Raw genomic sequence first — 22,731 nt, forward strand, 5'->3', positions numbered from 1 at the left:
GTGAAAGAAGAGGGGGCCAACAAGGGCGGTAACGGGCGGAAGCCGCAGTCTAGGCGGTTTGGAGCCTTGCCGCATTTGCCGGTACCGCAAACAGGGGCGCACTGCTAGACTTTCTGCGAACCTGGGACCTACCAACCATGCCCCCTGCTCCACCGCCAGCGCGCGAAGAACCTCCGGCTCTGCTGACGGCGGTCGTGTGCGGGGTCTGCGGCATGGGTGGGCTGGGGCTGCTGGCCTGGGCGCTGGCCAGCCATGTGCTGGAGGCGCCAGTGCGCGCGGCGCTGGTGGCTGCCGGGCTGGCGCTGTGGGCCATGGCCGGCCTGCACTGGCAGCTTGCACGGCGTGCGCAGCGCTGCCAGGTGGCGGCAGAGGCTGCGCAGCAGGCAGCCCAGCAGGCCAGCGCACAGCTGTCGGCCACGCTCGACATCCTGCCCGACGGCCTGGCCATCTACGACGCGGACGACCGCCTGGTGCTGTGCAACACACGCTACCGCGAGGTGGCCCCGGGCATCACGATGGCGGTGGACTATGGGACACGGTTTGAAGACGTACTGCGCCGGGCCGCCGCTTCGGGCGAGATCCGGGACGCGCGACCAGACCTGGAAACCTGGCTGGCGGGCCGCATGGAACGCCACCGATCACCGTGCGGCCCCGAAGTGCAGGAGGTTCGGGGCGACCGCTGGATGCAGCTGACCGAGCGCACGCTCGACGGTGGCGGCGTGGTGGTGCTGCGCACCGACATCACCGACACCGTGCACAAGGAACGCGCGCTGAAACAGGCGCTGGCCGACGCCGAACGCGCAGAGCGCCGCCTGCACGAGGCGGTGGACGCCATGCCCGCCGGCCTCGATATCTATGACGAGAACGACCGGCTGGTGCTGTGCAACAACTTCATGGCCAACCTGCGCCCGCACCTGCCCGTGCAGACATCGCTGGGCAAGACCTATGAAGAACTGCTGCGTGAAGGCCTCCAGCACGGCATTCCCGAAGAAGCGCGCGGCCAGGAAGAGCTGTGGCTGGCCCACGAGCTGGCGCTGCGCGGCCACCGCCCTGGCCCCGAGGTGCGCCACTACCCCAATGGTGCATGGATGCACATGCACGAAAGCCGCACCCCCTCGGGCATGACCGTTGTGGTGCGGCTGGACATCAGCGACCTGATCGAGCAGCGCCAAAAGGCAGAGGAAGCCCGCCAGGAAAGCCAGCGCATGCGCCAGTTGCTGGAGCGCGCGGTGGAGGCCCTGCCCGTCAGCATCGAGATCTTTGACGAGCAGGACCGGCTGGTGCTATTTAACCAGCAGCTTTCGCGCATGTACCCCCACATGAACTACGCAGAGCATCTGGGCAAAAGCTTTGCCGACATCCTGCGGTATTCGGTGCAGCGGGGGCTGGTCCCCTCTGCCAACGGCCGCGAGGAAACCTGGATTGCCGAGCGCCTGTCAGAGCACGGCAGCCGCACGTCCAACCTGGTGCAGCGGCTGGCCGATGGGCGCTGGATCAACATTTATGAAACCCGCACCCCTGAAAACTATGTGGTGGCGGTGCGCCTGGACATCACCGACCTTATCGAGCAGCGCCAGGCACTCGAAGCGGCGCAGGACGAAGCCCAGCAGGCGCGGCAACTGCTGCAGGACGCCATCGAATCGCTGCCCGAGGGGTTTGCGCTGTTCGATGCCGACGACAGGCTGGTGGTGTGCAACGCGCAGTACCGACGGCTGTACCCCATCTCGGCACCCATGATCGTGCCCGGTAGCACCTTTGAGCAGATTGCCCGCTACGGCGTTGAGCGCGGGCAGTACCTGGACGCAGTGGGCAACGAAGAGGCCTGGCTGGCCCAACGTGTGGCCGACCACCAGGCCGCCATCCAGTCCGTTTTGCAGCACCTGACCGACGGCCGGTGGGTGCAGGCCGACGAACGCCGCACCCCCCAGGGCGGCATTGCCGGTGTGCGCACCGACGTGACCCAGTTGGTGCGCAAGGAGCAGGAGCTGGCCGCCGCCAACGCCAAGCTGGCGCTGCTGTCCACCACCGACGGTGTCACCGGCATCGGCAACCGGCGCCGTTTTGACGACCGGCTGGCCACGGAATGGATGCGCTGCGGCAGGCACGGCCTGCCGCTGACCGTCATCCTGATCGACATCGACCACTTCAAGCTCTACAACGACCACTACGGCCACCTGGCTGGCGACGAATGCCTGCGCCGCGTGGCCCAACTGCTGCAAGCCACCATCCGACGCGCGGATGAGGTGGCCGCACGCTATGGCGGCGAAGAGTTTGTGCTGCTGCTGCCCGACGTGCCGCTGCCCGAGGCCGTGACCGTGGCACAGCGCTGCATGGACAACCTGCGGGATGCCGCCCTGGCCCACCCCCGCTCCCCCACGGCGCCCATCATCACGTTCAGCATGGGCATTGCGAGTGTGGTCCCACGCCCGGAGGCCGGGTCTGACACACTGGTGCAGGCGGCCGATGCAGCCCTGTACCGCGCCAAGTATGGGGGCCGCAACCGCTTTGAGGTGTTTGACCCGGGCGCATGAACAGGCCCGGCGCCGCTGACAGCAGCGGAGCACTCAGCGTTTTTTTTCGTGCACCGCTCCAAGAACCCGCACCCGCCGATGACCTTCTTTTCCTTTCAAAGGCACTGTTGATGCACATCCTGCTGACCGGCTCCACCGGATTCATTGGCCACACCGTGGCAGCGGCACTGACCCGCGCAGGGCACACGGTGCACGGCGGGGTTTCGCCCCGCCAGCGCACCGCGCAGCCGCTGCAGATCCCCATAGACTTTGCCCGCGACACCACGCCCGATGCGTGGCTGCCACGCCTGGCGGGGATCGACGCCGTCGTCAACGCTGTGGGCGTGCTGCGCGACAGCAGCGCACGCCCTATCGACGCCGTCCACCAGCACACCCCCGTGGCCTTGTTCAACGCCTGTGCTCAGGCGGGTGTGAGGCGGGTGGTGCACATCTCGGCGCTGGGCATTGAGGGCAGCACCACGCGCTACGCCAGCACCAAGCGCGCGGCCGACGTGCATTTACAGGCCCTGGCCGCGCGGGGCGCCCTGAACCCCGCCATCCTGCGGCCCAGCGTGGTGTTTGGCAAAGGCGGCGACAGCAGCGCCCTGTTCATGAATCTGGCCCGCCTGCCCGTGGCGCTGTTCCCCGGCCCGATGCTCACGGCGCGCGTGCAGCCCGTGTCGGTGCACGACCTGGCCGCTGCCATCGTTGCCCTGCTGGGCCCAGCCATGGCCACCCAGGGCCTCATTGAATGTCCGGGGCCGGAAGCGCTGACCATGGGAGATTTCGTCGCCAGCCTGCGGCAACAACAGGGCCACGGCCCCGCCCGCGTGCTGCGCCTGCCCGACGCGCTGACGCAGCTCAGCGCCCGCATGGGCGATGCGGTGCCCAGCGTGCCCTGGTGCACCGAAACCCTGAGCATGCTGGGCAGCGACAACGTGGGCAATCCGGCCGTGTTCGAGCAGTTGCTGGGGCGCAAAGGCGTGCATTACAGCCAGCTGGTGGCTACGGCCTGGCGTTGAAGGCCCACCCCGCGCGCCACCGTGCCTACTGCGGCACGTAGTCCGACGGGTACTTGAGCGAATCCACCAGCAGGTGCGGCATGCGCATGCCCAGGTTGATGCCTTGGGGGGGAATCGGCTGAGTGAACCACTTGTCATACAGGCGGTGCAGCTCGCGGGTCTGGATCAAACGGCGCAGCTCGGCATCCACCACGGCCTTGAGTTCGGGGTTGTTGCGCTCAAACGCCACGGCATAAGGCTCGATGGTCATGGGCTTGCCGATGACCTTCAGGTCCTGCGGCTTGGTGTGGCTGGCGCGCAGGCCGTAGAGCAGCACGTCGTCCATCGCAAAGCCTTCGACCTTGCCGCTCACCACCCAGCCGAAGCCTTCGGCGTGGTCCTTGGCGGGCTCGATGCGCACGCGCACCGACTTGGTGGCAGCCTCGCGCGCCAGCGAATCAATGTTGGTGGTGCCCGCTGTGGATGCGAGTGTCTTGCCATCCAGGTCTTCGATGCGGGAATAAGGCTTGTCGCTTTGCACCACGATGCGCGACGAGGCAATGAAATGCGCAATGGTGAATGCCACGCGCTCACGGCGCGCTGCCGTGTTGGTGGTGGAGCCACATTCCAGGTCCACCTCGCCTTTTTCGATGGCATCGAAGCGGCTGCTGGAAGTGACCAGGCGGTAGGCCACCTTGGTCTCGCGCAGCTTGAGATGGCGCCCCAGCGCCTGCGCAACTTGCAGACAAACATCCACGCTGTAACCCATGGGTGTTCCGTGGGCCACATAGGACATCGGCATGGACGATTCGCGGTGGCCGATGACCACCACGCCGCTGGACTGGATGCGTTGCAGCGTCTTCCCCAGGGATGGTGACGACGGCGCCGCCTGCGATGGTGCCGCCGCCTGTGCCAGCACCTTGCCGCCACCCGCCATGCCGAACGCAAGCGCAAGCACGGCCGCGCTCATGCTCCCGCCCAGCCTTTTTCCGACCGTCGCAACTGTCATGGTGTTCACCTTCAATCAAGAAGTCGCCACCCCAGGCAGACTGAGGACATGGCAAGAAAAAGGATTCGGCCGCTCACCAAGCCGACGGCAGTGCGCTGGGCTCAGCCCGCAGGATGGATGTGCCAGTAGGCATGCCGGGCCAGGGCCGAGGCCAGCACCACCGAGGGATTCACCAGCGAGAGCCCTTCGAGCCGGGGGTGCTCCGCCAGCGCCAGGGGAATCTCGGTGCAGCCCATGATCAGCGTGGACACGCCGTAGCGCTCCTGCAGCGCAATCGACACGGCCTCAAAGCGCTGTCGCGCCAGCGGATAGTTGCCCGCCTTCACGCCGTCGTAGATTCCCTGCATCAACTGCTCGCGCTCATGGTCGTCGGGTACAAAGCAGGCGATGCGCGCACGCTCCAGCTCACGCTGGTACAGGCCCGCGTCGTAGGCGCCGCGTGTGGCCAGTAGCCCCACGCCCTGCACCTTGCGCGCCGACAGCTCGGCCACCACCTCCTGCACGCCGTGCAAGACCACCATCTGTGGAAACCGCTGCTGCAGGATGCCGTGCCAGGCATGGGCCGTGTTGCAGGCAATCGCCACCACTCGCGCGCCCAGCGCAGCCAGCCGCCCGGTGGCCTGCAGCATGGGGTCTGCGGGCTGGTGCGCGCCGGGGCGCGTGTCGTTCAGCGCGGCCGTGCGGTCCGGTATGGGCACCTGCGCCAGCCAGTGCTCGGGGTAGGCCTGGTCGTGCACCGGAATGCCCAGCACCTCCATGCGGTCGGTGCAGGCCTGCACGAACAGGCGCACAAAGTCAGCCCCGGCGGCCGGGCCCATCCCGCCCAGAATCCCCACCACCTGCGGGGCGTGGGGGTGGCTTGCAGACACTAAAGACATGCGCGCTCCGGCTTACTGTGCGGGCTTGTCGCTTTGGGCCACCAGGTTCTCGCGCAGCTCCTTGCTCATGGCCAGGTTCAGGTTCTGGTTGCGCGGTGGCACTGGCGACATGAACCACTTGGTGTAGAGCTTTTCGAATTCGCCCGACTTCATCATCCCGCCGATCACGCCGTTGACCAGCGCCTGGAACTGCGGGTCATCCTTGCGCAGCATGCAGGCATAGGGCTCCACCTGCAGCGAATCACCCACCACCGTCCAATCGGCCGGGTTGCGCTGGTTGCCCATCAGGCCGAACAGCAGGATGTCATCCATCGCAAACGCTTCCGCCCGTCCCGTTTCAACCAGCAACACGGAGTCGTCATGGTCCTTGCCCAGCACGATGTCCATGTCGAGGTTGTTGTCGCGGTTGTACTTGCGAATCACCTGTGCATTGGTGGTGCCCGAGGTGCTGGCCACCTTCTTCTTGGCCAGGTCTGCGTAGTTCTTGACGCCCGATGTCTTCTTGGTCAGCAGGCGCGTGCCGGTGTAGAAGTAGTTGATGGCAAATTGCACATCCTTGCCCCGCGCCGTGTTGTTGGTGGTCGATCCGCACTCCAGGTCGATGGTGCCGTTGGTCAGCAGCGGAATACGGTTCTGCGATGTCACCGCCTGCAGTTCCACCTTGAGGGCGGGGTTGTTCACACGCTTCTTCACGGCATCAACCACCGCGTTCGAGATGTCCACCGCAAAGCCCACCGGGGCACCGGGGCCCGAGAGGTAGCTGAAGGGCACCGATGACTCGCGGTAGGCCAGCGTGATCTTGCCCGACTCGGCAACCTTCTTGAGGGTGTCGGCACTGGCCATGGTGCTGGCCAGCAGGCCGGTGAGCACGATGGCGGCGGAGGTGACGGCGGAGAGCTTCATGGGAATCCCTTTGCGAAAAATCAGGTGGACGGTTGAAAAAGCGAAACGCAGGGGCACTGTAAAAATTCGCGCCGCACTTGAACAATTCATTTGCACGGGTACGTCATGACCAAAAGTTATGCCGCCGATCTGGTGCACACCGCCGCACCATCCAAGTGCCATTTTTCCCATTCCGCGCGGCAGTTCCGTGCTATGTGCCTTCCATCGGTGCACACGCATAACTTCCCGGCATGGCTGCGCATGGCATTGGCATTGTTCAAAGGCCCGCCCTCACCCTACATTGACTTTCAGTCAACAACGTAGAACACACAAGATGCAGGTATGTGTCCTTGGCGCGGGCATCGTGGGCCTGGCCACCGCCTATGAGCTCCACCAGCGTGGCATGCAGGTGACCGTGATCGACCAGGCCCAGCCCGGTGCTGGCGCCAGCGGCGGCAATGGCGCGCAATTGAGCTACAGCTATGTGCAGCCCCTGGCCAATGCCGGCCTGTGGCACCAGTTGCCCGAACTGCTGCTGTCGCCCCGCTCGCCGCTCAAGATGCGCCCGCAGTGGGACGTGCACCAGTGGCGCTGGGGCCTGGAGTTTTTGCGGGCCTGCAACCGGCGCACGTCCGAGTGCAGCACCCAACACCTGCTGGCCCTGGCCGCACTCAGCCGCCAAGCTTTTGAAGCCATGCTGCAGGCCGAGCAGCTGGACTGCAATTTCTCCAACACTGGCAAGCTCGTGCTGTACAGCACCCCTGCGGGCCTCGCCGCAGCGCAGCAGCAGATGGAACTGCAGCGCGACTGGGGCAGCGAGCAGGAAGCCGTCTCGCCCCAGCGCTGTGTGGAGATCGAGCCCGCGCTGCAGCACTACCACCGCAGCATTGCAGGCGCCATCTACACCCCCAGCGAATGCGCGGCCGATTGCCTGGCCGTGTGCCAGGGGCTGCACAGGCTGCTGGCGGCACGCGGGGTGCGCTTTGTGCTGGGCACGCGCGTGGAGGGCTTTGTGCACCATGCGCGGCGCATTGCAGCCGTCCAGACCAGCGCTGGCGCCATCGAGGCGCAGCAATTTGTGCTGGCCCTGGGGAGCGCCAGCCACCAGGCGGCAAAGACCCTGGGCTTTCGCCTGCCCATCTACCCGCTCAAGGGCTACAGCGTCACGCTGGATACGACGGACGCTGCCGGTGCAGCGCCCCGCGTGAACGTGACCGATGCGGCGCGCAAGGTGGTCTTTGCACGCATCGGCCAGCGCCTGCGCGTGGCCGGCATGGCCGAGCTTGTGGGGCACGACGACCACATCCCCCCCGCGCGCATCCAGAGCCTGTGCGAGGCCACCCGCGCGTTGTTCCCCGGCTGCAGCGACTTCAGCGAGCTGCGCCCCTGGACCGGCATGCGCCCGGCCACCCCCACGGGCGTGCCGCTGGTGGGAAGGCACACCCACGCCCCCGACAACCTGCTGCTGAACACGGGCCACGGCGCTTTGGGCTTTACGCTGGCGTTTGGCACGGCCGCGCAGGTGGCCGAGCTGGTGGTGCCGACAGCCTGAGCAGCCCTCCCCAAACGGCGCTATTCGGCCTCCCGCAGACCCACAGACTCCAGCGTCTCGGCCACCGCTTGGCGCATGCACTGCGTCATGGCGCTGGCCAGCAGCGAGCTGGGCCGGTTCACGGTGCGCAATGACTTGATGGGCACGGCAATGTGCGGCGCCAGCGCCAGCACATCCACCTTGCTGCGGTCGGCCGAAGCAGCTGTGCAGGTGTCCACCACCGCCACCGCATGGCCGTGGTGCGCCAGGGCCAGCGCGGCGTGGTAGGTCTGCACCGTGATCGCCGTCTGCAGGCCTACACCGGCTTCACGGCAGGCATGGCTGACCACCGTGCCGATAGGGTCGCGCACGTCGAGCCGCACGACCGGCGTGTCGGCCAGATCGGCCAGGTGCGCCACGCCCGCATCCACCAGCGCCGCACCCAGCATGCCCTTGGGCGCCACACACACCATGCGGCCATCGGCCAGGTGCTCCTGCGTGAGCGCAGGGTGGGCGATGGCGCTGAACACAAAGCCCACATCCGCCTCCTGCAGCACCAGGGCCGACACGATCTGCGGAGAATGGAGCGCGTCGATGGTGACCTTCACATCCGGGTGCTTCTGCCGAAAGAACCGCAGCGCGCGCGGCAGCACCTCGTAGCTCAGCGCCAGCACGCTGAGGATGTGCAACTCGCCCTCGCGCTGGTCGCCCTTCAGGCTGTTGGCCAGGCGCTGCACATCATCGAGCTGGGTGAACAAACGCTCGATGTGCGGGTACAGCGTCTGCGCCTCGGTGGTGGGCACCAGCTTGCCCTTGAGGCGATGGAACAGCGGAAAGCCCAGCTGCAGCTCGGCATGCGCCAGGATGCGGCTGACCGCAGGCTGCGTGACGTTGATGAGGCGGGCCGCCGCGCTCACGCTGCCGGTGAGCATGACGGCGTTGAAAACTTCTATGTGGCGAAGGCGCATGGGCTAACAATGCAAGGAACAGGCCCGATGCGCAATCCTTGCATCCACCCATTGCGACTCAAACGGGGACTGGAGCAGCGCGATAGTTAGAGCGACATCGACAGCCGCTGCGCCATGGCCGCACGCCAACGCAGCAAGTGCGGGTGCTGCTCGCCCGGCTTGTGCTTGACCACGCGCGCAAAGTCCACCGCCACCACCGCCGTGATGTCGGCCACGCTGAAGCGGTCGGTAGCAATGAAGTCGCGGTCCACCAAGCGCTCGTTGAGCAACTGAAAGAATTGCCCCACGCGCACCAGCCCCCGCTCGGCGAGCGCCGGTATTTGCGGGTAGTCCACCGCGCCGGGCAGCGCCCGGTTGGCCATGGCGGGTGCGCTGTTGCGCAACGCCTCGGCAATGGCCAACAGGCCCTCGAACTCCATGCGCCAGTTCCAGCTGGCAATCTCGGCCTTTTCTGCAGGCGTTTCGCCCAGCAATGCAGGCTGCGGGTAGCGCGCCTCGACATACGCGGTGATGGCCGCGTTGTCGGTCAGCAGCAAACCCTCTTCGGTGCGCAGCGCGGGCACCGTGCACTGCGGGTTGATCTGGCGGTAGGCATCGCCCAGTTGCTCGCCATTGCGCAGGTCCACCTGCACGGTGTCGTGGGCCACACCCTTTTCTGCCAGCAGGATGCGCGCGCGGCGCGGGCTGGGCGCGGTGGCGCAGTCGTACAAAGTGATCATGGTGACGCCTTGCAAAAACACTCAGCGTGCGGGTGAAGAAGCTGCTGCCGCAGCCTCGATCTTGTCCTGCGTCTTGGTGTCAAAGTCGCTGGCGTCATGCCGCTCGCGCAACTGGCTGGCCAGGTCGCCCTGCACGCGGTTCACCTTGCGCCCCCGCTGCACCGCCGGGCGCTTGGCCACCTGTTCGGCCCAGCGCACCACATGCTTGTACTCATGCACCTGCAAAAACTCACCCGCGTTGTAGGCCTGCCCTTTCACCAGCAAGCCATACCAGGGCCAGATCGCAATATCCGCCACCGTGTACTCATTGCCCGCCACGTACTCGGTCACGGCCAGGCGCTGGTTCAGCACATCGAGCTGGCGCTTGGCCTCCATCGCATAGCGGTCGATCGCGTACTCGATCTTGACCGGCGCGTAAGCATAAAAATGCCCAAACCCGCCGCCCACAAACGGCGCACTTCCCATCTGCCAGAACAGCCACGACAGGCACTCCGCCCGCGCCGCGCCGTCTTTGGGCAAGAAGGCGCTGCCAAACTTCTCGGCCAGGTACATCAGGATGGCGCCGGACTCGAACACACGCACCGGGTGGGCCGGGTCGGTGCGGTCCAGCAGCGCCGGGATCTTGGAATTGGGGTTCACAGACACGAACCCGCTGCCAAACTGCTCGCCCTCGTTGATGCGAATCAGCCACGCGTCGTACTCCGCCCCGCCGTGGCCCAGCGCCAGCAGCTCTTCCAGCATGACCGTGACTTTCACGCCATTGGGCGTGCCCAGCGAGTACAGCTGCAGTGGGTGCCGCCCCACGGGCAGCTCCTTGTCGTGCGTCGCCCCGGCAATGGGCCGGTTGATGCTGGCGAACTGGCCGCCGTTTTCTTTGTTCCATTGCCAGATGGCGGGGGGGGTGTAGGGGGTGGTAGACATGCAGACTCCAGGCTGATAAATGAGAGCAAACTAAGTCGCTAGCGATTACCGAGCCAGTTTAGCGATGGCGACAATTTACGGCTGGCATGCACGAATCACCCGCAAAAGCTTCCTTCAGAATTGACTCTCACAACGCGCACAGTGATTCATTCGGTTAGGCGGCTTGCTTAGCTGCTGCGTACGTCATTGCGACCATGCTCAGTCACCTTTTCGCGCTCTTCTGAAGACATGTTCAACGGAGGAAGAGCAACTTCAGCCAGTATGACGTTAGGCGCTGATGTGATCTTTTTCCAGTTTTCCGAAACCGCTTCGGCAGGGGCTCTAGAGGACAAGAAACTTTCATGCCGCGCCGCAGCCCAGAGGGCGTCATAGAAAGCCTGAGCGCTCTTCGGCCCGAGATATACGCAGTTGCGCTCCCACCATTGAAGACACCTTCCCGCGACTACCCCAGCTTCCTTTGTATGCATCGCATTGAATTGCTCACGCATCAAAGCAAATGCGTCCTGATGTGCCTGCAAACGTCTTTCAGCAGCAACCATTCGGAGTTGATGCCCGGCCTTCAAGTCCTCTAGGATCTCTAGGTGCTGCCGCTTAATGCCCTCTACTTTGTTCGTGAGGTTCTCAACATCCTCTTTAGTCGCCAGACCTTTTCCTTTCTCGCTCAGATAGGAGCCAAGGAAAGCGGCTACCCAAACGAGAATCAACATAAGCGGATAGGACCACCAAGGAGGTACACCCAAAGCGCTGGCAATCTCCACAGCAAGGACTTTCAACTGACCTGAATCCAATCTGCACCTCCACAGCAAGTACCTATGTGTTGACGCTTTAGGCGACGGCTAGAAACCGGACATGACGGCTAACGCCGTCTCGCATGTCTCTTATCAATGCGCCTTATCCCAATTAGCCCCCACGCCCACCTCGGCCAGTAACGGCACCTTCAGCGCCGCCACGTCCGCCATCAGGCGCGGGATGTGGGTCTTGAGCCAGTCCACCTCGCTCTCGGGCAGTTCGAACACCAGTTCGTCATGCACCTGCATGATCATTTGGATCTCCGGCTTGTGCGCGTCCAGCTCTTTTTGCACAGCCACCATGGCCAGCTTGATGAGATCAGCCGCCGTGCCCTGCATGGGCGCATTGATGGCGGCGCGCTCGGCCCCGGCGCGGCGGGGACCGTTGGGGGAGTTGATTTCGGGCAGGTACAGGCGGCGGCCAAACACGGTTTCGACATAGCCCATGGACTTGGCGGCGGCCTTGGTTTCGTCCATGTACTGCTTCACGCCGGGGTAGCGCTGAAAGTACTTGTCGATATACGCGGCGGCGGCCTTGGTTTCTATACCCAGGTTCTTGGCCAGGCCAAAGCTGCTCATGCCGTAGATGAGGCCAAAGTTGATGACCTTGGCGTAGCGGCGTTGCTCGCTGGTGACCTGATTGACCTCCACCCCAAACACTTCAGCGGCAGTGGCGCGGTGCACGTCCAGCCCGGCGTGGAAGGCGTGCAGCAGCGAGTGGTCGCCGCTCAGGTGGGCCATGATGCGCAGCTCGATCTGGGAGTAGTCGGCACTGGCAATCACGCGGCCTGCGGGGGCCACAAAGGCCTCGCGCACACGGCGGCCTTCGGGGGTGCGGATGGGGATGTTCTGCAGGTTGGGGTCGTTGCTGGACAAGCGCCCGGTCACCGCCACAGCCTGCGCGTAGTGCGTGTGCACGCGGCCTGTACGTGGCAGGGCCAGTTGCGCCAGCTTGTCGGTATAGGTGCCTTTGAGCTTGCTCAACGACCGGTGCTCCAGCAGCTTGGCGGGCAGGGGGTAGTCCTCGGCCAGCTTTTCCAGCACTTCTTCGTCGGTGCTGCGGGCGCCAGTGGCCGTCTTTTTCACCACCGGCATGCCCAGCTTGTCGAAGAAGATTTCGCCCAGCTGCTTGGGGCTGCTCAGGTTGAAGGGCTGGCCTGCAATCTCGTAGGCCTCGGTTTCGAGCTGCAGGATGCGCTGGCCCAGTTCGTGGCTTTGGGCGGCCAGGGTGGGGGCGTCAATGAGCACGCCGTTGCGTTCGATGCGGTACAGGGCCTCGCTGCTTTGCATCTCCAGTTCGTAGATGAAGCGCAGTTTGTCATCGGCCTGCAGCAGGGGCCACAAGGCGTTATGCACGTCCAGAGTTTGGTCGGAGTCTTCGCACGAGTAGGCGGCGGCTTTGTCCACCGGCACCTGGGCAAACGGAATTTGGTGCGCGCCTTTGCCGCACAGGTCTTCGTAGGTGATGCCTTTGCGGCCAGTGTGGCGCTCGGCCAGGCTGGTCAGGTTGTGGGGCTTGTGCACTTCCAGCACGTAGCTTTGCAGCATGGTGTCGTGCGCGTAGCCCTGCACCTCGATGCCGTGGTTGGCAAACACATGGCGGTCGTACTTGATGTGCTGGCCCAGCTTGTGGTGCTTGGGGTTTTCCAACCAGGGCTTGAGGCGGGCGAGCACATCATCCAGCGGCAGTTGCGCGGGCGCGTCGGGGCCTTCGTGGCGCAGGGGGATGTAGGCGGCCTCGCCGGGCTGTACGCTGAAAGAGATGCCGACGATTTGCGCACGCATTTCGTCGAGGGAGTCGGTCTCGGTGTCGATGGCCGTGAGCGGGGCTTTGTGCAGACGCTCCAGCCACTGGTCAAAGTCCGCCCAGTTCAGGATGGTGTCGTACACCACGGTGCGGTGCTGGGCTTCTTCGGCCACGGTGCTGGCGGAATGGTCGGCAAACAGGTCGCCGCTTTGGCCGGGCATGGCGACGGTGGGGGCTGTAGCGGCGGGGGCTGCGGCCCCCTTGATGGCAGCGGCCAGGCCCTTGAAGCCGTATTGTTCGTAAAACGGCAGCAGGCCAGCGTTGTCTGGCGCGTCGAGCGTGATGTCGTCAAACGCGGGCAGGCCGGGGATGTAGTCGGCCAGCGCGCAGTCGGTCTTCATGGTGACGAGCTGGCGGCTCAAGGCCAGCTGGCCGCTGGCAATGGCCTCGCGCAGGTTGTTGCCCGCCACGCCCTTGATGGCGTCGGCGTTGGCAATCAGATTGTCGAGCGAGCCATATTCCTCCAGCCACTTGGCGGCCGTCTTGGGCCCCACCTTGGTAACGCCGGGCACGTTGTCCACGGTGTCGCCCACCAGTGCCTGGTAATCCACCATCAGCGCAGGCGGCACGCCAAACTCTGCCGTCACGCCCGCCACATCGCGGCGCTTGCCGCTCATGGTGTCGATGATGGTGATGTGCTCATTGACCAGCTGGCTCAAATCCTTGTCGCCGCTGGACACGATGACCTCAATGCCCTGTGCGGCCGCCACGTGGGCCAAGGTGGCGATCACGTCGTCGGCCTCCACGCCGGGCACGGCCACTACCTTCCAGCCCAGCAGGTCCACCACCTGGTGGATGGGCTCGATCTGGCTGCGCAGGTCGTCGGGCATGGGCGAGCGCGTGGCCTTGTATTCGGTGTACAGGGCGTCACGGAAGGTGGGGCCCGAGGCGTCGAACACGCACACGGCGTAGTCGGCCACCACCTCCTTGCGCAGGGCCTGCATCATGTTGATCATGCCGCGAATGGCACCGGTGGCAGGGCTTGTGGGGTCGCCCGGCACCGCCCGCAGGTCGGGCATGGCGTGGAAGGCGCGGTAGAGGTAGCTGGAGCCGTCCACCAGCACCAGGGTCTTTTTGTCAGTCATGCACGGATTGTGCACGGCCGGACTCCACCCAGGCAGCGCTCTACAATCGCCCGATGCGCGCTCTCTACCTCCTTTTGCTGCTGGGCATTGCCTCCGGCACCGCCCTGGCCCAAAATCCAAGCCAAAATGCCCCTCAGGGCACGACGGACAAGCGCGAAGCGCTCTCAAATCAAGAGCAATCTGCAGGCCGCACCAACCAGCGTACCGAGCGCATCCAGGTGGAAGACGCGGGCAGCCGCGTTGATGAGCTGCGTGTGGGCGGGCAAACACAGACGATTTCGGTGCAGCCCAAGACCGGCAACATGCCCGGCTATGAAGTGCAGTCGCCCGATGGCGCACGCAGCCGCGCAGGCAGCAACAGCGGCGCCGAGACCACCACCGCCCCGCGTGTCTGGAACGTGCTGAAGTTCTGAGGCCCCTGCGGCGACTGCGGTATTTGGCAGCGCCACCGCGCGGCCCCCATGAAGCCGCTGCACGCCCTGCCCTTCTTCTGCCAGTTTTTCATTTCTTTGTAACCCCCCTGAGCGATGGCCGTTTTTACCGAAGTCTCCAACACCGAGGCGCGCGAGCTGCTGCGCCGTTTGCAACTGGGTGAGCTGGTAGAGCTGCGCGGCATTGAGGGTGGCATTGAGAACACCAACTACTTTCTGACCAGCGACCAGGGCGAGTTCGTGCTCACGCTGTTCGAGCGCCTCACGGCGGCACAACTGCCGTTCTACCTGTACCTGATGAAACACCTGGCGCACGGCGGCGTGCCCGTGCCCGACCCGCGTGCTGACAAGAACGGCGACATCCTGCACACCGTGTGTGGCAAACCCGCTGCGGTGGTGAACAAGCTGCGCGGCAAAAGCCAGCTCGCACCCCAGGGCGTGCACTGCGCGGCCGTAGGCACCATGCTGGCCCGCATGCATCTGGCGGGGCGTGGGTTTGACCGGCACCAGCCCAACTTGCGCGGCCTGCCCTGGTGGAACGAAACCGTGCCCGTGGTGCTGCCCCACATCGATTCGGCCCAGGCCGCCCTGCTGCGGTCCGAGCTGGCCTACCAGAACCATGTGGCGGCCAGCGCCGCGTATGCCGCACTGCCCAGGGGCCCCGTGCACGCCGACCTGTTCCGCGACAACGTGATGTTCGATGGCGAGGAGCTCACGGGTTTCTTCGACTTCTACTTTGCGGGCGTGGACACCTGGCTGTTTGACCTGGCGGTGTGCCTGAACGACTGGTGCATCGACCTGGCCACCGGCGCGCACGACGCCGAGCGCGCCACCCGCATGCTGGACGCCTACCAAGCAGTGCGCCCGCTCAACGCGGCCGAACGCGAACTGCTGCCTGCCATGCTGCGCGCCGGTGCCTTGCGGTTCTGGATCTCGCGCCTGTGGGACTTTTACCTGCCGCGCGAAGCCTCGATGCTCACGCCGCACGACCCCACCCATTTCGAGCGCGTCTTGCGTGCTCGCCTTGCACACCCAGTGCACGCCTGAGCCCTTGTGCAGTGGCCGGAATGGGCCGCTGGGGTAAATTCCAAGCTATTGCACTGCCATGGGCGGCCTTCTGGCTGCCGGCAATGCCCGGGCGCAGGCCCCACCTTTCTTCAGCAGCACCTTCATGAAACTCCACATCGTCCCCGCCCGCACTGGCATGACCTGGGTCAAGCTTGGTATACGGACGTTCTGGAAGCAGCCCATGGCATTGGCAGCGCTGTTTTTCATGACCATGGCGTCCATGTCGCTGGCCTCCATGATTCCGCTGGTCGGCCCTGCGGTGGCGCTGATGCTGTTGCCATCGGCCACCCTGGCCATGATGGTGGCGGCGGCGCAAGCCTCGCAGGGGCGGTTTCCCACACCGGCCGTGCTGCTGGTGGCGTTTCGCACCGGGCAGCGGCGGCTGCGTGACATGCTGGTGCTGGGCGCCCTGTACGCGGCTTGCTTTCTGGCGGTGATGGGCCTGTCGGCCCTGATCGACGGCGGGCAGTTCGCCAAGGTGTACCTGGGCGGTGCCCAGCTCAGCAAGGAAGTGGCCGAAGACCCGGCGTTCCAGAGCGCGATGTGGCTCTCCATGGTGCTGTACCTGCCGCTGTCGCTGCTGTTCTGGCACGCCCCGGGGCTGGTGCACTGGCATGGCGTGCCGCCGGTCAAGGCGCTGTTCTTCAGCATCGTGGCCTGTGTGCGCAACTTCAGCGCATTCCTGGTCTATGGGCTGGGCTGGCTGGGCGTGTTTCTGCTGGGGGGGCTGGTGGTGGCGCTGGTGTCGGCACTGCTGGCTACGGCGGGACTTGCGGCATCGGCGGCTGGCGGCATCATGGTGGGTGCCGCGTTGATGATGGCGGCGATGTTCTTCACGTCGGTGGTGTTCACCTTCCGTGACAGCTACGAGCCCCCTTCCACCCCAGAACCCGAGCCGTCCCATGACACACCACCACCCGACTCCCCTGCTCCTGGGCCGGACTGACAACGAGCTTCTCTGGCACCGGCGGCGCAGCCTGTTGCAGGCCGCCGCCGCGTGGGTGGCCGCAGGCGGGTGGATGGCCGCGCAGGCGCAATCGGGCAGCAACATCGTCGAAGTGCGCGGGGATGTGCTGCGCAATGGGCAGCCGCTGACGGCACAGGGCAGCATCGCCGCCGGTGACCGCATCGAAACGGGGCCGGGCTCCACTGCCGTCTTTGCCGTGGGCAACAGCGCTTTCATGGTGCGGCAGAACACACGCCTGGCGCTGGAGGGCGACACGCCGACCGCCGTCAAGGTGCTGCGGGTGCTGACCGGCGCGGTGGCCAGCGTGTGGGGGCAAGGCACCGACCGGCAGGTGATTTTGCCCACCGCCACGGCGGGTATCCGGGGCACCGGTGTGTATGCCGAGGTGTTCCCCGAGCTGGACCACCGGGGCTACTTCTGCAACTGCTATGGAACGGTGGACCTGGCCGCTGGCAACGAAAGCGTGGTCAGCCAGTCGGTCTACCACCAGTCGTTCTGGGCCGAGCCTGCGCCGCGCGACGGCCGCCTTCTGACCCCTGCAGGTGCCATCAACCACACCGACGAAGAGCTGGAGTTTCTGGCCGGCCTCATCGGCCAGCGCACGGCCTGGCAGCTTGCCGGGCGCAAGGGCACCAAAGACGGCAGCGGGCAGATGAACTACCCCGCGCCCGGCGGCACAACGCCGGAAACCACACCGCCGGCACCCACCCGCGCCGTGCCACCGCCCCCCGGCGACACCAGCACCTACTGACTGCCGACCGCGCCCCTGGCAACGCGCCAACCGCAACGCACAAGGCCCACTGGCCAGTGGGTTGCCCTGTTGGTGGCAACCCTCTGGCCAGCGGGCCGGGTCGGTCAAAAAACGAACTAACGGGGGATCAGGTCCCGATCACGCCGCCGTCGTTCTTGGTGATCACGATGGTGGCAGAGCGGGGGCGCTTGCCTGCGCCGTAACCTGCGTTGGCGGGCCACTGGCTCTGGTACTTGGTGGCGTCGCCCACATTGGCCAAGGCGGTGCCTTCACCGGGGTGCTGGATGTTCACGAAGATGGCCTTGCCGTCGGGCGTTTCAGCCACGCCGGTGATTTCGCTGCCCTTGGGGCCGACCAGGAAACGCTTGAGCGTGCTTTCGGTGGCAGCCTTGCCCACGGGGGTCACGATGTCCAGCTTGGTGCCGTCGGTCTTGGTGTAGCTCAGCGTCTTCTTGCCGCCGTCACCCACCTGGCCGGGCACAGCGGCCAGCATCATGCAGTTGGTCACGTCGGTGTAGGCACCGTCGTCGGTCTGGATCCAGCAGATGCCGGTGGCCTTGCTGAAGGCCAGGCCGTCGGGGCTGGAGAAGTCTTGGTCAGCAGTCAGCGACGAGATGTTGACCAACGCCTTGTCGGCCCCGGCTTCGGCGCCGAACAGGTACACGTCCCAGGTAAAGGCCGAGACCGAGGCGCCTTCCTTCATGCGCACCAGGTGGCCATTGGGGTTGCCGGTCTGTGCCGAGGTGCCCTTCATGTCGGTGTAGGCACGTGGGTTCGCGGCATCGGGCAGGTACTGGCTGCCCGTGGGGTTCACACTGCGGTTGCTGTTGTTGGTCAGCGTGAAGTAGATCTCGCCGTTGGCGGGGTTCACGGCATTCCATTCGGGGCGGTCCATCTTGGTGGCGCCCACGGCATCGGCCGCCAGGCGCGTGTTGATGGCGATGTCGGCTGCGTCGGCAAACTTGTAGGCTGCATAGCCGCTGATGGCGGTGTTGGCCAGCGCCAGCTCGACCCAGGTGCCCGTGCCATCGGCATTGAACTTGGCCACATACAGCTTGCCGCTGTCCAGGTACTTGTCGCCCACGGCCATGCGGTCGGCGGCATTGGCATCGGCGGCATTCCACAGCGCGGTGGACACAAACTTGTAGATGTATTCGCCGCGCGAATCGTCACCCATGTACACCGACAGCGGCTTGCCTGCCTCAACCTTGCCAAACGCCGCGCTTTCGTGCGCAAAGCGGCCCAGGCCCGTGCGCTTCTTGGCCATGCGGGTCTTGTCGTAGGCATCGATCTCGACGATGTAGCCCATGCCATTCATCTCGTTGCGGTAGTCGTCGCTGCCGTCCACCGAGGTGCCGGTCTTGCTGTTGTTCCAGCGCTGGTACTGGTCGGCGGCGCCGCCACTCTCCCAGCCGTGGCGCGATGCAGCACCCTGGTTGCGGCCATAGCGCTTGAGGGCCGTGACGCTCTTGTCGTTGCCGCGTGCGGCATCGTCGGCAGCGCCACGCGTGAAGTAGCCAAACCAGTTTTCCTCACCGGTGAGGAACGTGCCCCAGGGCGTCTTGCCCGTGCCGCAGTTGTTCAGCGTGCCGCGTGTGGTGGTGCCCGTGGGGGAGAATTTGGTGATCATCTGCGCATTGCCACGCGCAGGGCCCGAGATCTCGATGGGGCTCAGTGCCGTGAGGCGGAAGTTGAGCGCAGAGTTCTGCACGTAGGCCCACTTGCCACCCGACTTGGCGACTTCGATCACGGCAATGCCGTGGATCGCCGTTTCCTTGTCGATTTCGGCCGCAGGGCGTGGCAAGGTGGTCGTGCCGCCGTTGGCATGCAGGAAGTGGGATGACAGCTTTTCGTCGGTGGTGGCTTCGTGGTTGATGGCCAGCAGCCCGCGCTCGATGGCGTTGTCGTTGCGCTTGCCGTCAGCACCCAGGCCAAACCATTCCATGCCGTCGTGGTGGTCACCACCGCGCTTGTCGAAGTCACCATCGGTGCCATCGTTCTTGTAGGCAGCCACGCCTGCTGCAATGGGGTCGCCCAGCGCAAACAGCACACTGGCGGTGTAGCCTGCAGGCACGGCCACCACGTCGGCCAGGCTCTTGGGCACCGCGCCAAAGCCCAGCAGCTTGGGGCCGGCAGGGGGTGGAGTCACTGCTGGGTCGTCGCTGCCGCCGCAGGCCGACACGCCAAAGCCCGCCAGCACTGTGGTGCCCACCGTGCCCACGCTGCCCCGCAGAAGGCCACGGCGCGACAGGCGAGCGCCCAGCACCGCATCAAAGCTGGGGTTGGCAGAGGTGTTGGAGTTCTCGTTGTTGAAGTCAATCGCCTGCTCGGGCGCAGCCACACGGTGGTTCATGGGGTTCCTCGGGTTGTTGGTTACAAAACCCATGGAGCGTAGAAACCGTGGGTGACATCGCCGTGAAGCTTTTGCGGCGGTTTGATGACAGCAAATCCCTGCAAGCTGGTGGTGGCACCAGAGGTGGACATACACAAATACGAATCACTACTATTTGTATAATCAAAACCTGCCCTCGCCCACCCAGCCACGCCCTCGCACCTTGTGGTGCACAGGCTCCCTCAGCCAGTGCGGCCCCTTCGTTGACCACCGCAGCGCCCTTGCAGGCCCACCCGCCTTCCATGCCATGGCCTGCGCGCCCCTTTGCCCCGGAGACCTCTGCATGCCCCATTCCTTTCTGAAGACCTCGGTCCTGGTGGCCGCTTTGGCCCTGTGCACCTATGGCACTCACGCAGCAGCGCAGACAGGTGGGGCGCCGGCCCCGTCGGCCAACGCACAGGCGGTAAACACCAACATGGTGGCCGCGCACTACGGCCACCTGGTGCATGCCAACTACACCGACACGCTGAATGCCGCCAAGGCCCTGCAGACGGCTGTGCTGGCATTCACCGCCAAGCCCTCTGCAGAAACGCTGGCCGAAGCCCGCAAGACCTGGTTGGCCGCACGCGAGTTCTACGGGCAGACCGAAGCCTTCCGCTTCTACGGCGGCCCCATTGACAACGACAACGGCCCGGAAGGCCGCATCAACGCCTGGCCCATGGACGAATCGTTTGTGGACAGCGTGCAAGGCAAGGCCAACGCCGGGCTGGTGAACAACCGCAAGTTCACCATCAACAAGAAGAACCTGTCCGCGCAGAACGAGCGTGGCGGCGAGGAAAACATTGCCACTGGCTGGCACGCCATCGAGTTCTTCCTGTGGGGCCAGGACCTGTCAGACAGCGGCCCGGGCAACCGCAGCTTTGAAGACTTTGTGGATGGCAAGACCCCCAATGCCGACCGCCGCCGCCAATACCTGAACGTGGTGACAGAGCTGCTCATCGACGACCTCACCACGCTGGTGAAGGCCTGGGCGCCAGATGCCAAGAACAACTACCGCGCCCGCTTCGTCAAAGGCGGCCAGGAATCGGTGCGCAAGATGCTGGTGGGCCTGGGCTCGCTGTCGCGCGGCGAACTGGCCGGCGAACGGCTGGAAGTGGCGCTGAACAGCCAGGACCAGGAAGACGAGCACTCGTGCTTTTCGGACAACACCCACCGCGATGCGGTGACCAACGCACTGGGCATCCAGAACGTGTGGCTGGGCCAGTACAAGCAGGCCAACGGCACGGTGCTGCAAGGCCCGTCGCTGCGTGACCTGGTGGCCGCCAGGGACGCCGCGCTGGCCGACAAGACCACGCAGCAGATCGCCGCATCGGTGGTCGCCGCAGAAGGCATTCAGGCCCCGTTCGATCGCGAAATCATCGGCGGCAAGGACGCCCCGGGCCGCCAGCGCATCCAGAAGACCATCGACAGCCTCACACAACAAAGCAAGGACCTGGTCGCTGCCGCCAACGCCATTGGCATCACCAAGTTGACGCTGGTCCAGCCTTGAACATGCAGATCTCGCGAGCCAAACGCCGCCAGCGCGCTGTGCGCCTGGCGGCTGCCAGCACCGCCATCGTCGCACTCGCCGGCTTCGGCAGCCTGGGCATTCCATCGCTGACGGCAACCCCCCAGCCCGACCCGCAGGGCGAAAAAACCGGCGGCGAGACCACCGTATTCGCCACCGGGCGCAATGCCTTCTCGTTCCCAGCCGCCAACCTGACCGATGAGGAACGCACGCGCTTTGTCATCGGCAACTCGTTCTTTCGCCGCAACTGGGTCGAGGCCCCTGCCTCCACCAAGGCCCGTGATGGCCTGGGTCCGCACTTCATCGCGCGCTCGTGCGGTGGCTGCCATGTGCAGGACGGCCGGGGCGAGCCGCCAGCGATCTTCAACCGCCTGGGCGAGACCAAGGACCCGACCGTGGCCCTGCTGATCCGCCTGTCCATCCCCGGCAAAGACGCGCATGGCGGGCCCCAGCCCGAGCCAGTGTATGGAGACCAGTTCAACAACGCGGCCATCCAGGGCGTCAGCCCTGAAGGGCGCGTCACGCTGCGCTACGAAACGATCAAAGGCCAGTTTGCCGACGGCACGCCCTACACACTGCAAAAGCCCGTGTATGGCTTCGCCGACCTGGGCTACGGCCCCATGCACCCGGACGTGATGAGCAGCCCGCGCATTGCGCCGCAGATCATCGGCGTGGGCCTCCTCGAAGCGATTGCCGAGGCCGACATCCTGGCCAACGCAGCCGACCAGGCCGCCGCGCCCGGCCCCATCAAAGGCCAAGCCAACAAAGTGTGGGACGCGCCCTCGGGCAGCATGATGACAGGGCGATTTGGCTGGAAGGCCAATGTGGCCAGCATCGCGCACCAGACGGGTGGCGCCTTTCTGGGCGATATGGGCATCACGTCCCGCCACTTCGCGCACGAGACCTGCACCCCCGCACAAAAGGACTGCTTGGCTGCACCCAGCGGCAAAAGTGGCAAGGAGGGCGCCAGCGTGCAAGGCCAGCCGGCTGTGGAGATCGACGACAAGACCCTCGCCGACGTGATCTTCTACCAAGCCACGCTGGCACCGCCCGCGCGCCGTAACGTCAACGACGTGCAGGTGCAACGCGGTCAGGCCTTGTTTGCCCAGGCCCAGTGCGCCACCTGCCACCGGCCCAGCTACGTGACCAAGGAAGGCCCCTTCCCCACGCTGACCAGCAAAGCCCTGAACGGCCAGCGCATCTGGCCCTACACCGACCTGCTGCTGCACGACATGGGCGAACGCCTGGCCGACAACCGGCCCGACTTTGGCGCCAACGGCCGCCAGTGGAAGACTCCCGCACTGTGGGGCACCGGCCTGATCAAGGACGTGAACGGCCACACGCGCCTGCTGCACGACGGCCGCGCGCGCGGCGTGCTGGAGGCGGTGCTGTGGCACGGCGGCGAGGCCGAAGCAGCCAAGGACCAGGTGCTGAAAATGAAGAAGGCCGACCGCGATGCGCTGGTGAAATTTGTGGAGTCGCTATGAGTATTGACCCCCACGCTCCGCCGCTGCGC

At 65.3% G+C, this 22,731-nt stretch carries 18 protein-coding genes; 9 read left to right on the forward strand and 9 right to left on the reverse strand.

The window, feature by feature from the left end:
* The first annotated feature begins 137 nt into the window (after positions 1–137).
* Together ACT89O_RS18400 and ACT89O_RS18405 are read left to right on the forward strand one after the other, a co-directional pair.
* Positions 138–2,531, forward strand: coding sequence for a sensor domain-containing diguanylate cyclase (locus ACT89O_RS18400; RefSeq protein WP_487260809.1), 2,394 nt, complete (start codon positions 138–140; stop codon positions 2,529–2,531).
* Positions 2,532–2,641: 110 nt separating this feature from the next.
* Complete coding sequence (locus ACT89O_RS18405; protein WP_121422815.1) at positions 2,642–3,532, forward strand: NAD-dependent epimerase/dehydratase family protein; 891 nt, start codon at positions 2,642–2,644, stop codon at positions 3,530–3,532.
* A gap of 25 nt (positions 3,533–3,557) precedes the next feature.
* Here the strand turns inward: ACT89O_RS18405 and ACT89O_RS18410 are convergent, their stop codons facing one another.
* From ACT89O_RS18410 to ACT89O_RS18420, 3 genes are all read right to left on the reverse strand, one after another.
* On the reverse strand, positions 3,558–4,520 hold the full coding sequence (locus ACT89O_RS18410; protein ID WP_431150164.1) for an amino acid ABC transporter substrate-binding protein: 963 nt from the start codon (positions 4,518–4,520) through the stop codon (positions 3,558–3,560).
* Positions 4,521–4,621: 101 nt separating this feature from the next.
* The gene (locus tag ACT89O_RS18415; protein ID WP_055401531.1) at positions 4,622–5,398 is read right to left on the reverse strand and encodes an aspartate/glutamate racemase family protein; all 777 of its coding nucleotides are present in this window, start codon (positions 5,396–5,398) and stop codon (positions 4,622–4,624) included.
* A 12-nt stretch (positions 5,399–5,410) separates the two neighbouring features.
* Positions 5,411–6,301 (reverse strand): amino acid ABC transporter substrate-binding protein, encoded by an 891-nt coding sequence (locus ACT89O_RS18420; RefSeq protein ID WP_121420826.1) that lies wholly within the window; start codon positions 6,299–6,301, stop codon positions 5,411–5,413.
* Between the two features lie 313 nt (positions 6,302–6,614).
* Between ACT89O_RS18420 and ACT89O_RS18425 the strand changes: the two genes are divergently transcribed.
* Entirely contained in the window at positions 6,615–7,832 is a 1,218-nt protein-coding gene (locus tag ACT89O_RS18425; RefSeq protein ID WP_487260810.1) for a D-amino acid dehydrogenase, read from the forward strand.
* A gap of 20 nt (positions 7,833–7,852) precedes the next feature.
* On the opposite strand, the gene ACT89O_RS18430 is transcribed toward ACT89O_RS18425, so the two are convergent.
* From ACT89O_RS18430 to polA, 5 genes are all read right to left on the reverse strand, one after another.
* Positions 7,853–8,779 carry a LysR family transcriptional regulator gene (locus tag ACT89O_RS18430; RefSeq protein WP_121420828.1) on the reverse strand — a complete coding sequence of 309 codons (927 nt, stop codon included), beginning with the start codon at positions 8,777–8,779 and terminating at the stop codon, positions 7,853–7,855.
* Between the two features lie 86 nt (positions 8,780–8,865).
* A complete protein-coding gene (locus ACT89O_RS18435) occupies positions 8,866–9,498 on the reverse strand; it encodes a glutathione S-transferase family protein (protein ID WP_487260811.1) in 633 nt (210 codons plus the stop codon).
* A 21-nt stretch (positions 9,499–9,519) separates the two neighbouring features.
* Positions 9,520–10,419, reverse strand: coding sequence for a glutathione-dependent disulfide-bond oxidoreductase (gene yghU, locus ACT89O_RS18440; RefSeq protein WP_487260812.1), 900 nt, complete (start codon positions 10,417–10,419; stop codon positions 9,520–9,522).
* A gap of 167 nt (positions 10,420–10,586) precedes the next feature.
* Positions 10,587–11,192, reverse strand: coding sequence for a hypothetical protein (locus tag ACT89O_RS18445; protein WP_487260813.1), 606 nt, complete (start codon positions 11,190–11,192; stop codon positions 10,587–10,589).
* 108 nt (positions 11,193–11,300) lie between these two features.
* Positions 11,301–14,099: a DNA polymerase I gene (gene polA / locus ACT89O_RS18450; RefSeq protein ID WP_487260814.1), complete on the reverse strand. Its 2,799-nt coding sequence runs from the start codon at positions 14,097–14,099 to the stop codon at positions 11,301–11,303.
* Positions 14,100–14,152: 53 nt separating this feature from the next.
* Here polA and ACT89O_RS18455 point away from each other — a divergent pair, with 53 nt between their 5' ends.
* From ACT89O_RS18455 to ACT89O_RS18470, 4 genes are all read left to right on the forward strand, one after another.
* Positions 14,153–14,512 carry a hypothetical protein gene (locus tag ACT89O_RS18455; protein WP_055401044.1) on the forward strand — a complete coding sequence of 120 codons (360 nt, stop codon included), beginning with the start codon at positions 14,153–14,155 and terminating at the stop codon, positions 14,510–14,512.
* Positions 14,513–14,626: 114 nt separating this feature from the next.
* Positions 14,627–15,577 (forward strand): homoserine kinase, encoded by a 951-nt coding sequence (locus ACT89O_RS18460; RefSeq protein WP_121420833.1) that lies wholly within the window; start codon positions 14,627–14,629, stop codon positions 15,575–15,577.
* A gap of 124 nt (positions 15,578–15,701) precedes the next feature.
* Positions 15,702–16,544, forward strand: a complete 843-nt coding sequence (locus tag ACT89O_RS18465; protein WP_487260815.1) for a BPSS1780 family membrane protein — start codon at positions 15,702–15,704, stop codon at positions 16,542–16,544.
* Positions 16,501–17,316 (forward strand): FecR family protein, encoded by an 816-nt coding sequence (locus ACT89O_RS18470; RefSeq protein WP_487260816.1) that lies wholly within the window; start codon positions 16,501–16,503, stop codon positions 17,314–17,316. Before ACT89O_RS18465 ends, ACT89O_RS18470 begins: the two co-directional genes overlap by 44 nt.
* Positions 17,317–17,443: 127 nt before the next feature.
* Here the strand turns inward: ACT89O_RS18470 and ACT89O_RS18475 are convergent, their stop codons facing one another.
* Entirely contained in the window at positions 17,444–19,669 is a 2,226-nt protein-coding gene (locus ACT89O_RS18475; protein ID WP_487256279.1) for a PhoX family protein, read from the reverse strand.
* 322 nt (positions 19,670–19,991) lie between these two features.
* Between ACT89O_RS18475 and ACT89O_RS18480 the strand changes: the two genes are divergently transcribed.
* Positions 19,992–21,197 carry an imelysin family protein gene (locus ACT89O_RS18480; protein ID WP_487260817.1) on the forward strand — a complete coding sequence of 402 codons (1,206 nt, stop codon included), beginning with the start codon at positions 19,992–19,994 and terminating at the stop codon, positions 21,195–21,197.
* Positions 21,198–21,199: 2 nt separating this feature from the next.
* Positions 21,200–22,702 (forward strand): di-heme oxidoreductase family protein, encoded by a 1,503-nt coding sequence (locus ACT89O_RS18485; RefSeq protein WP_487260818.1) that lies wholly within the window; start codon positions 21,200–21,202, stop codon positions 22,700–22,702.
* Positions 22,703–22,731: the final 29 nt, after the last annotated feature.

It is taken from the genome of Acidovorax sp. NN32, from assembly GCF_057597245.1.